9 protein-coding genes are annotated in these 11,983 nt (G+C 27.9%); all 9 read right to left on the bottom strand.

Translation table 4 applies throughout. From position 1 onward, the window contains the following. Positions 1-4: 4 nt before the first annotated feature. Positions 5-1,894 carry a translation initiation factor IF-2 gene (infB, locus tag MCOLE_RS01620; protein WP_100670877.1) on the bottom strand — a complete coding sequence of 630 codons (1,890 nt, stop codon included), beginning with the start codon at positions 1,892-1,894 and terminating at the stop codon, positions 5-7. A gap of 18 nt (positions 1,895-1,912) precedes the next feature. Beyond that, complete coding sequence (locus tag MCOLE_RS01615) at positions 1,913-2,212, bottom strand: L7Ae/L30e/S12e/Gadd45 family ribosomal protein (protein ID WP_011183191.1); 300 nt, start codon at positions 2,210-2,212, stop codon at positions 1,913-1,915. Next, the gene (gene rnpM, locus MCOLE_RS01610; protein WP_420866350.1) at positions 2,199-2,507 is read right to left on the bottom strand and encodes an RNase P modulator RnpM; all 309 of its coding nucleotides are present in this window, start codon (positions 2,505-2,507) and stop codon (positions 2,199-2,201) included. The genes MCOLE_RS01615 and rnpM overlap by 14 nt, the downstream gene beginning before the upstream one ends. Further along, on the bottom strand, positions 2,449-3,864 hold the full coding sequence (nusA, locus tag MCOLE_RS01605) for a transcription termination factor NusA (protein ID WP_100670873.1): 1,416 nt from the start codon (positions 3,862-3,864) through the stop codon (positions 2,449-2,451). The genes rnpM and nusA overlap by 59 nt, the downstream gene beginning before the upstream one ends. Positions 3,865-3,873: 9 nt before the next feature. Further along, positions 3,874-4,368: a ribosome maturation factor RimP gene (gene rimP, locus MCOLE_RS01600; RefSeq protein WP_100670871.1), complete on the bottom strand. Its 495-nt coding sequence runs from the start codon at positions 4,366-4,368 to the stop codon at positions 3,874-3,876. Positions 4,369-4,454: 86 nt separating this feature from the next. Further along, positions 4,455-5,486 (bottom strand): hypothetical protein, encoded by a 1,032-nt coding sequence (locus MCOLE_RS01595; RefSeq protein ID WP_100670869.1) that lies wholly within the window; start codon positions 5,484-5,486, stop codon positions 4,455-4,457. Positions 5,487-5,550: 64 nt separating this feature from the next. Further along, complete coding sequence (locus tag MCOLE_RS01590) at positions 5,551-6,180, bottom strand: NAD(P)H-dependent oxidoreductase (protein WP_100670867.1); 630 nt, start codon at positions 6,178-6,180, stop codon at positions 5,551-5,553. Between the two features lie 22 nt (positions 6,181-6,202). Beyond that, positions 6,203-10,684: a PolC-type DNA polymerase III gene (locus MCOLE_RS01585; protein ID WP_100670865.1), complete on the bottom strand. Its 4,482-nt coding sequence runs from the start codon at positions 10,682-10,684 to the stop codon at positions 6,203-6,205. Between the two features lie 14 nt (positions 10,685-10,698). Next, positions 10,699-11,979: an RIP metalloprotease RseP gene (rseP, locus tag MCOLE_RS01580; protein ID WP_100670863.1), complete on the bottom strand. Its 1,281-nt coding sequence runs from the start codon at positions 11,977-11,979 to the stop codon at positions 10,699-10,701. Between the last annotated feature and the right edge of the window lie 4 nt (positions 11,980-11,983).

Genomic DNA, 11,983 nt, shown 5'->3' with positions numbered 1-11,983 from the left:
CCTCCTATTTCTTAACTTCTTCTTCCTTATATCCTTCAACAATATCGCCTTCTTTGATATCATTAAAGTTTTTGATTGTTAATCCACCTTCTGAGTTGATTTTAGCTTCTTTAATATCATCTTTTAAATGTTTTAAAGTTGCTAATTCTCCAGTATAAATAACAATACCATTTCTAATAATGCGAACTTTAGATTTACGTTCAATACTTCCATCAACAATATGGAATCCACCAATTGTTCCAATGTCAGAGTGTTTGAATGTTGCTCTAATTTCAGCTGAACCAGTAACTACTTCTTTGTATTCTGGTTCTAACATCCCTTTAGCAGCATCTTCTAATTCTTCAATTACTTTGTAAATAATGTTATGTAAACGAATTTCAATACCTTCTTCTTCAGCTTTTTTACGTACAACTGCATCTGGTCTTACATTAAATCCATAGATTAATACAATTCCATCAGTTACAGTTGAAGCAAGAGTAACATCACTTAATGTAATAGTTCCAACAGATGCTCTAATAATGTTTAATTTAACACCAGGAATATCAATTTTAGTTAAACTTCCTTTAAGTGCTTCAACTGAACCTTGAGTATCAGCTTTAACAATTAAGTTAATTGCTTTTAATTCTCCATCATCAATATGCTTTTTAATTGAATCTAAACTAAAGATTTGATTTGATTGACGTTCAGCTGCTAATTTCTTTTCAGCTTGTGCTTCAGCAATAGTTCTAGCCATTTTTTCATCATTCATAACAATGAATTTATCTCCAGCACTTGGAACTTCATTTAATCCATAAACAACAACTGGTTTGCTTGGTCCTGCTTTTAATACTTTTTTATTATGTTCATCTTCCATATGTTTAATGTTTCCATATGTAGTTCCAGCGATAATCATATCTCTAATATCTAAAGTACCTTCTTTAACAAGAATAGAAGCTACTGGTCCTTTTGCTTTATCTAAGTGAGCTTCAATAACAACCCCTTTAGCTAATTTGTTTGGATTTGCTTTATAATCTTGCATTTCAGCAATTAATAAAATAGTTTCTTCTAATTGGTCTAAACCAATCTTTTGTTTAGCACTACCTTGAACAAATGGAATATCTCCACCATATTCTTCAGCTACTATTTCATATTTCATTAATTCAGCTTTAACACGTTCAGGATCTGCTCCTGGTTTATCACATTTATTAATAAATACAATAATTGGTACATTTGCTAATTTAGCATGATCAATTGCTTCTTCTGTTTGAGGCATAACTCCATCATCAGCAGCAACAATTAAAATAACAATATCAGTTACATTAGCTCCACGACTACGCATTTCTGAAAATGCTTCGTGACCTGGAGTATCAATAAATGTTATTTTTTTACCATCTTTGTTTTTAACTTGGTAAGCTCCAATAGCTTGAGTAATTCCTCCAGCTTCTCCACCAACAACATTTGTGTTTTTGATAGAGTCTAATAAAGTAGTTTTACCATGGTCAACGTGACCCATAATTGTTACAATTGGTGCTCTATGTTCTAAATCTTCTGGTTTATCTTCTTCACTAGCATCTAATGCTTCAAAGAAGTTTTCTTTAGTTAAAGATTCTTCTTTTCTAAAGTCAAAACCAAACTCTAAAGCAAGTTCAGCCATTTGTTCTTCTGATAACACAACATTTTGATTTAACATTAGTCCTTGTGCAAAGAAATATTTAAGTATTTCAGCAACACTTTTCCCAATTTGGTTAGCAAAATCAGCAATGCTTAAAGCTTCAGTATAAACAAACACCCCATCAATGATTCCAGTTGCAACTGTTTCATTTAATTGTTGTTTAATTTGTTTAGCATGTTGTTTAGACATTTCTTTTTTGTTTACTTGTTGTGGTTTTTTATTTGTTTTTATATTTTTAGCCATGTAAAAATCCCCTTTCTTCTATAAATTGTTTTTAATTAATTTAATAATATTAATATCATTAACACCAATCGCTACAATTGTGGTAGATCCACACGCTTGTGAAATTTCATCAACAGTTAATACATCATCAATAAATTCAATATTATAAAATTTACATTTATCACTGAATTTCTTTTTTTGACTAGCACCCATATCTGTTGATAGAATAACAAATTTTACTTTGTTTCTTTTAATTGAATCTAATAATTTTTCACCTTTAATTAATTTAGCAGAGTTATAAGCTAATCCAATAGCATTTAATAATTTAGTTTTGTTCATTAAATAACTTTTCTAATTCATCATAAATACTTAAATCTACTTTTGTTTTTAATCCTCTGCTTAAAAGGTTTTTTTGTTTAGCGATTTTAATTGAGTTTAAATCTTTTTTAACATAAACTCCACGTCCATCTGCTTTATAAGTTAAATCAATAAAAATTTCATTGTTTTTATTCAAAACAACTCTAATTAGTGCTGATTTGTCTAACATTTCTTTACTAACGACATCTTTTCTTAGATTACTCTTGATCATATAAGTCTTCGTATTCGTCTTCTTCAAAATATTCTTCATCTTCATCATTTAAAATATCATTAAATGATTCTAATTCAGATTGAATTGATTCTAAATCTTTATTTTCTTCAACAACTGCGTTTGTTTCTTCAATTAACTCTTCAACTTGGTTGTATTCTTCTTCAACTTCAGCTTGGAAACTCATTAATTCTTCTTCATTATTTGCTTGTGCATTTCTGAATGAATTTTTGTGGTATTCTGGTTTAACTGTTTGAGAGTTGATTTTACGTTTATTTACTTCGTTAATAAAGTCTGGGTTGTTTACTTCTTCTTCTGTAATGTTTCCATTTCATAAAACATCCATGTTGTCAGTAATAGCATTTTCTAAGCTGTAAATGTTAATACGACGTTTTAATAAGTTAGCAACTAATTTAGCAGCCATTCCGCCTTTACCAATAGCTAATGATAATTGTTGGTTAGGTACTACAATATCAAATTCACCTTCAACTTCATTTACAGAAATAACTTTAACAGGTGCCATTGCGTTAATAATAAATGGAATGATTTCATCATCTCATTTAACAACATCAATTTTTTCTCCTCTTAATTCTTTTGAAATGTTATTGATTCTTGAACCTTTAACTCCAACAATAGCTCCAATTGGTTCTACATCTTCATCATGTGATAAAACAGCAATTTTTGCACGTTTACCTGGCTCTCTTGAAACTGACATTACTTCAACTATTCCTTGAGCAACTTCACTAACTTCTTTTTCAACTAATTTAGCTAAGAATTTAGGTGCTACTCTTGAAACAACTAATTGTGAGTATTTATTTTCTCTTGCAACTTCTTCTAATAAAACATCAACTAATTCGTTAACAACAAATTCTTCTTTGTTAATTGTTTTTTGGTTTCATAATGAAGTATGTACTCCATCAATGTCTAAAATGTATGAAGTTCCTTGATCGTTCATTCCAACGATTTTACCTCTAACAATTTCACCTTCTAATTCAATGAATTTTTCATAAATCATTGCTCTTTCAGTAGCTCTAATTTTTTGTTGGAAGATTTGTCTTACTTGTCCAACAGCTACTCTTGAGAATTCTTCATCAAAATCAATTGGTTTGTATACTTTATCTCCAACTTTAGCTTCTTTATTAATTTTTAAAGCATCTTCTAAAACAATTTCTAATCAATCATCTTCGATTTCATCATCTGTAGCTACTACCATTAATTCTTGAAACAAGTTGATTGATCCTGTTTGTTCATTAATTTCAGTTTTAACTATAGCTTCTGTATCAAAAAATCTTTCATAAGCTTTTTGGAATCCTTCTTTAATTCCTTCAATAGCAACTTCTTTGCTAATGCTTTTTTCACTTTCTAATGAATCTAATGCTTCTAATATTTGTGCTCCGTTTACCATATTTTCTCCTTAAAATTTAACTGCATATCTTGCAAACTTTACTTGTTCATATTTAAAGTCAACTTTTTTCTTTTGACCTTTTAAAAAGTAGGTGATTCTAAATGTATCTTTGTTTACATCAAAATCTAATAAAATACCTTCTATTTCACTACTTGCATTTTTTTCTTGATTTAATTCAACATGAATATAACTGTTAACAGCTTTGACTAATTCTTCTTTATTTCTGATTGGTTTTTCAATTCCAGCACTAGCTACTTCTAGCATATAAGGTTCACTTAATCCTGGGAAGTTTTCTAAAGCATCAGATAATTTTTCATTACTTGAAATAATTGAATCAAAGTCTAAAGCTTTGTTTGGTTCAGTTATATCTTCAACTAAGATTTGCAAAACATCACTTTCAAAATCAAAGAAATTATTTATTTCATATATTTGTAAGTTGTATTCCTTTAAAATTGATTCAGCAATCTTTTGGATTTCATCTTTAATAGATGCAAAATTTTTCACTTAAAATCTCCTTTCAAATCAATAAGAAAGCAAGACCGATAAGTCTTGCTGTTTCGTATTGTTATTTATATTATAGCAAATTTTTGTTAAATTATTATATCATTTAGCAATTTATAATTATTTTCAAAATAAAAACAAATCAATCAATCGGATAAACATTCAATTGGAGAAATTTTCAATTTTAAAATATTTGAGCTATTAAGTTCTTTTTCAAATAGTAAATTTGTCGTTAATTCACAGCCAGTTAATAGTGAAAAATTTATTTCCTTACCATATTTATTTTTTATCTTATTTATTTTTTCTTTTATTTCATTTGATATTTTTATTTTAACTCAAATTTCAGTATTTCCTATATTCGCTTTTTCAGGAAATTTTGTTCCTTTGTAAAAAAAGTTTTTACAGCAAATAGAAACATAATTATTTCCATTTAAATCAGTTTGAATCTCAGGTATTTTTTTTCAATTTCATTTTAGAATTTTATTCTCTGATTTTTTTGGTGGAGAAAGATTTAAATATTTTGTACACTTATTTGAAAATGAATTTGTTCATACCTTTTCATCGAATTCTGATACTTTATTACCATATTTATCATCTAATTTTCTTTCAAAAATGTAATCAAGAGTTTTTTTAATATCTACCAATTGCTTTTTGCGCTTGACTTTAACTATTTCTTCATTCTCTGGGTTTCCACTTTTTTCAGGAACTTCTGTAAAAAAACTATTTTTAATTTTTACTTGAACATATTTCTTGTCTTTTTTTTCAATTAGACTTAAAAGTGATTTTATACTTATGTTATTGATAAATTGCTCTGTTTCAACCAATTCCGCTTCAGATTGACATCCAGCTAAATGATGATCATTTATCATTTTAGATAATTCAAAAAAATCTTTATTAATTTGTTTTTTCCTTACTGTTATGTATGCCCCACATTCTTTTCCATCAACATTTGATGCACATTTTATTAAATTTATTGCATTATTTCTTCCTTCTCTGTAGGTAACTCATATTTGTTCTTGTTCAATTAAGGAAACATTTTCGTAGTAATTATCATAGACTAATGAGCTATCACCATTTATATTATTAACTCTTATTTTTCAGTAAATTTTTGATTGTTCCATTTTATTCTCCTTTTATTTTAATTATAAATCTAAATAATAATAAAAAAAAAGAATCTTTCGATTCTTAAATTTCTTTTACAAAATATTCTAATTCAGATCTAAGTTTTTCACCACTTATTTTTGTACTTTTACCAAACGCCATTGTAATGAATGGAGTTTCATAATCATGCATTAAACCTTCTTGAATCAAAAATTCAGCTAATCCTTTTGCATTAAATCCACCAATCATACAAGTATCAACATTTAAACTAGCAGCCACCGCAGTAGCTATTCCAGTTGTGATATAAGTTTGTTGACTTGAATAGTTATCTAATTGTTGATCAGTTAATTTGCCACTAAATAATGATTTATTAATATTAGCCCCATAAGTACTTCTTCCTTCAGGGTTTCCTTCAAATCTTAAATCTAATGAATGATTTGTTACTTCTTGCAATCCTTTGTGATTTACTCCTAATACAATAATAAATTTTGATGCATTAACATAGTTTAATTGATTATAGAAAAATGGTGCTAACTTTTCACGCATTTCTCCACGATTAATTACTAATAATCTTTGTCCTAAAATACCATATGAAGATGGTGACATTCTCATTGCTTGAATAATATCATTAAAATCTGCTTCAGGTATTTCATAATTAACATCAAAATCTCGAGCACTTCTTCTTTGTGTCATTAATTCTGCTAAATTTTTCATATTCATTCTCTCAATCTATCTTTTAGTTAAAAAAGTCAAATTCTAATTGTTCATCTTGTGCCAGTGTATCTAATACATTTAATTGTTCAAATATTTTCATTTGTGTTTGAGTAATAGTTGTTCGCATTGTTAAATCTTTAACACTAGTTAATGGTCTTTCACTTCTAGCTTTAATGATTGAATCAGCCACAGCATCTCCAAGTGAATCAATTACTAAGAATGGAGGATATAGTGTAGCTTCACCAGTTGCTTCATCTTTTTCAATAATATACTTATCTGCTAAAGATTTTTCAAAGTTTAAGTTAGCCATTTTAATTCCACGACTAAACATTTCTAATCCAATTTCTAGAACTGGCATTAAAGCTAGTTCTTTTGTTGTCATTTTATCTTTTCTGTTTTTTCTTGATTCTAATTCTGCTAGTTTTTCTTTAACACCATTATAACCACCTAAGAATGTTTTTAAATCAAAAGCATCAGCTCTATTAGTTAAAAATGTTGCATAGTATTCAGCTGGATAATAAATTTTATATCAAGCAATTCGATAAGCCATTAATACATAAGCAGTAGCATGGGCTTTAGGGAACATATACTTAATTTTTAAACATGATTCAATATATCATTCGGGAACATTATGCGCTAACATAATTTCTTTTCATTCTTTTCTTAATCCTTGTCCTTTACGCACTGATTCCATTATTTTGAATGAAGTAGTTGCATCAATTCCTTGTCCCATTAAATAAACCATAATATCATCACGACAACCAATAACAGTTGAAATGTTAGCTATATCATTTTTAATTAAGTCTCTAGCATTTCCTAATCAAACATCAGTACCATGTGATAGTCCTGAAATTTGCACTAAGTCAGCAAATGTTTTAGGTTTTGTTTCTCTTAACATTGATCTAACAAATCCTGTACCAAATTCTGGTAAACCAATAGCTCCAGTTTTTTCTCCGTTAATTTGCTCTGGTTTAATATTTAAAGCAGATAAATCACTAAATAATGAATATACTTTTGGATCATTTGTTGGAATACTAATTGGATTAACTCCCGTTAAATCTTTAAGCATTCTTAATGCAGTTGGGTCAACGTGACCTAAAATATCCATTTTTAATAAATTATCATGAATTGAGTGAAAATCAAAGTGAGTTGTCTTTCATGAACTTGTTGCATCATCAGCTGGGAAATTGACTGGTGTAAAATCTTCTATTTCAAACTCTTTAGGTAAAATAATAATTCCTCCAGGGTGTTGTCCTGTTGTTCTTTTTACCCCTTCAACTAATTTGGCTTGTCTTTCGATTTCGATTTTTCTTGGCATATCTTCTTCTAATACACCATTTTCTTCATAAAATGCTTTTACATATCCAAAAGCAGTTTTTTCAGCAACTGTTGAGATTGTTCCAGCTCTAAATACATTATCTTCACCAAACATTTCTTTAGTAAAGTTATGTGCAATTGGTTGGTATTCTCCAGAGAAGTTTAAATCAATATCTGGAACTTTATCCCCATCAAATCCTAAGAAAGTTTCAAATGGAATATCATGTCCATCTCCAATTAATTTTTCATTACATTTTGGACAAATTTGTTCTGGTAAATCATATCCACATTTAATCTCAATTGGAGTATTAAAATCTGAATATTTACAGTTTAAGCATCTATAGTGTGCTTTTAATGGGTTAACCTCAGTAATATTTGAAGTTGTTGCCACAAATGAAGAACCAACACTTCCTCTTGAACCAACAAGATACCCGTCATTATTAGATTTTTCAACTAATAAGTGAGAAATTCAATAAACAACAGCAAATCCATGTTTAATAATTGATGTTAATTCTTTTTCTAAACGTGCTTCAACAATTTCAGGTAAAACTTCTCCATACATTGCATGCGCAGTTTCATAACACTTATTTTTTAATAGAGTATCTACATTTTCAATATTTGGTGTAAATAGTCCATCTTTAATAACTACAATATTTGAATCAATCATATCAGCTATTTTATTTGTATTTGTAATTACCATTTCATTAATTAATGTTGCATCATTTAATCATGCAAATTCTTTTAACATTTCATTTGTTGTTCTAAGATATTGATCAGGATAGTCTACTAATTTATTTTTATTTTTAAAACTAAATAATGGGTGTCTACTTCCACCAAGTCCTTTTGCATTAATATAAACATCACGAATTTTTTTTAATTCTGGTCTTGTATAGTGAGCATCACTAGTTGCAACTAACATAACATTATGTTTTTTAGCTAATTTAATAATTTTATTAATTACATTTATTAATTCGTTTTCTTCTAATTGATTATCATTAATTAAATTTTTATAAACACTTAGTGGTTGTATTTCAATATAGTCATAGAAAGGCATAATTTCTTCAAGTTTTTGATCAGTTCCAATTCTAGCTATTTCAAACACTTCAGAGTTTACACACCCAGCACCAATTAAAATATTATTTTTTTCTTTAATTTTTTTTAATTTTTCCTTAAATACTTTAGGAGAGTTAAAAAAGTTATCAGTGTGTGAAATTGAAACTAATTTAAATATATCTTTTAACCCTTGTTGATTTTTAGCTAACACGTTAACATGAACTCCACGTGATCTTAATAAGTTAACATTCTCTTTGTCATTTTCAGGTTCTAACTTCATTAAATCATTATCAAAAATAATTGGAGTTGTTAGTTTTAATTCAGCCATTATTTTAAAGAATAAGTCATTTAAAACATCAGCATCATAGTCGGCACGGTGAGCAACATGTTCATCATATAAAATTCCAAATTTCTTACAAACAGCACCAAGTCTGTGAGATTTTAAAGCAGGTCTAACCATTCTAGAAAGAGTTAGTGTATCAATTACTGTATTTTCTAATTCACCATAACCTAAACGTTTAGAAAGCGCATTTAAGAAGTTAAAGTCGAAGTTTGCATTATGGGCAATTAATATACTGTCTTTAATTAACTCATAAATTTTGGCAAAATCATCTTCAATATTTTTTTTATCATCTAACATTTCAGGTGTTATATTAGTCAAATCAATTGTGAATTGTTTTAATGGTTCTTTTGGTTTAAATAAGTAATCATGTTTAGTTGTTTTCCCAGTTACTGGATCAAGTACAACAGCACCAAATTCGATGATTTCATTAAATTCTGGTGATAATCCTGTTGTTTCTAAATCGAATATAACCATTTTAGATTCTCTGATTTTTTGACCTTTAGGATTTTTAACAATTCAGTAATCTTCTTTTTGGATCATATTCATTTCAAGCCCATAAATTAATTTAAGTTTATCTTCATCAGCTTTATTTTTATTTATTTTTCTTAATTCATTATATGCATCAGGGAAAGTTTGTACATTAATATGATCAGTTACTGCAATAGCCTTTCAATTTCATTTATCAACCATTTGTAGATAGTCTTGAATTGATGAAACACCATCCATAGCACTCATTTTTGTGTGCACATGAAGTTCAACACGCTTTTCTGCTGCTTCATCTTTAACTGTAGATTCAGAACGAAAAATTTTACCTATTTTATCAATAATGAAATTTTGTTCTCTATCAAATTGTGAGTATGATGTTTTACCTTTAACAGCAATTCAATCACCTTTAGCAATTCTTTTTGCTCTTATTTCATCTATTCTGTCTGAAGTTAATTCTTCTTCAGTTAAAGGATCCATAATTGTTCTTTCATCTTCTTTACCAAAATAAATACATTTGATTGATGAGTTGTTATCTGTTAAACCGATTGAATATATTTTACGATTATTTGCTTTAGAATCTCTAATTTCAATACTCATAACTTTACCATGTAAAACAATATTTTGAGCATCTTCTTCAATATCTTCAAATGTTTCATAACTTGGTTTATCTAATGATTGATTTCATTTTTGCGAGTTTTGTCTAGAAACAATAATGCTTTGAGATTTCTCAGTTTGTTCAGGAGCAAATTGTTTGTATTGCTCTTTAGTTTGTTGCTCAATTATAAGTGATTGTTTTATGTATTCTTCGGTTTTATCTTCAACTTCAATTTCATAATTTAAATCTTTAAATCCAAATTGAGTTAATTTTGCTAAACAATAGTTCATTTCAATACTCAATTGATTTTTTAATTCATTAGAATCAACAATAAATTTAATAATATTCTCATCAGCATCATAATCAAATCCTTCTGAATCAATGAAATTTCAAATAACTGTTTTATTTTGAGCTTTTTCATTTTTAATGAACTCAATATATTCACAAAGTATTTCTTTGTCTATTCTTTGTTGTTGAACGTTTAAAATTAATTTGATTTTTAAGTCTTCGGCACCCACACATTTAGAGTGAATTTCGCTTAAAACTCTAATCGGTAAAAAGTTTTTTATTTTTAAAGACAATTTAAGCTTACTTTTAGTTGAACTCATAGAAGCTTTTTCAATTTCAGAATGTTCAAAATATGAAAGTTCACCTTCATTTAAGTTAATTTCCAATTTTCGAAATAATTCTAATACTTTATTGTCTGACATATAAAACTCCCTTTTTAAATTATAAAATCTTTGATTGTTACTACAACAATGAAACTTATAAGTAAAATAGCTCCAGTTGCATAAATTATTGTTTTTGTTTTTTGGCTAACTTCTTTTTTAGTTACTCATTCAACTAGTGTTTCTCAAAATTTGTATCCATCTAATGGTGGGAATGGAAGCATATTAAGCATAAACAAGTTGGCAGATATTGAAGATACATAGAATATGCGACTAGCAGTCATTGATGTTGTTGCTGTAGTTGTGGTTCCTATTGATGATTTCGCAATACCTACAGGTCCTGAAATAGCACTGAAATCACCTGTAAAGAATTTACCAATTCCAACTAAAAGTGAAAATGATTGATTTCAAGTTTCAACAAATGTATAACCGAATTTTTGCGCCCCATTTTTAAAATGTCTATCTGGTGGTGCGATTGCAATACCTGTTATTTGCTTAGCTTTTTTTCAAATTGTAATTGGATTATCTTCTAAAGTAGCTCAATCAGTTGTTTTCTCTTTTTCTGTTGTTAATTTACCTGAATAAAGATTATCTAATTTTAAGTACTCAAATTGAAATTTAACAATTGTTTGATCATCAAGATTATATTTAGTGATGTATTCATATACTTCTTTTTTTCCATCATTAAACATTGCTGAAATTTCTTTATAAGTTGGTGCACTTTCTTTTTTTGAAACAGTAAACTCTCAATCTTTAATATCTTTTTGTGTTTTATCAACCAGTTGAACGTTTCATCCAGTAATTGCAACTTTTAAATGATTAGAAACATATTTATTTCCTTCTTCAGGTTTAATCCCTTCATTTTTAGCAATCATTTTATAAGCAATAGAATTAGTTGAAAAGTTTTGACCATAAAAGTTTGGATCACTTGGCATATAACCAACTCCAAACATTACTGAGAATATTAAAATGTAAGCTATAAATAAATTAATTAATGGTCCAAATAATATAAATAATGTTTTTTTTCATTTGATTGCATAATCAATTTTTCGAGCATCAGGAATTTTTTCAAATTCTTCTTCTCTTCCTTTTGGGGGTTCAACGAAATCACTAGCAATTGATACATATCCACCCAAAGGTATTAATCTAACAGAATATCAAGTTTCTTTTGTCTTTACTACAAATAGTTTAGGACCAAAACCAATAGCAAATTCAAAGACATAAGCCTTAGATAATTTTGCAACAATGAAATGTCCAAGTTCATGAAGTGTAATTAACACCAATACAACAATGATTGAAATTAATATAGATAAAATTACTATCAATACACTTCCCATATGA

This window comes from Mesoplasma coleopterae, from assembly GCF_002804245.1.
Classification (GTDB): domain Bacteria; phylum Bacillota_I; class Bacilli_A; order Mycoplasmatales; family Mycoplasmataceae; genus Mesoplasma; species Mesoplasma coleopterae.
The sequence above is the reverse complement of the archived record's forward strand: the minus strand, read 5'-3'. Positions and strand labels throughout refer to the sequence as shown.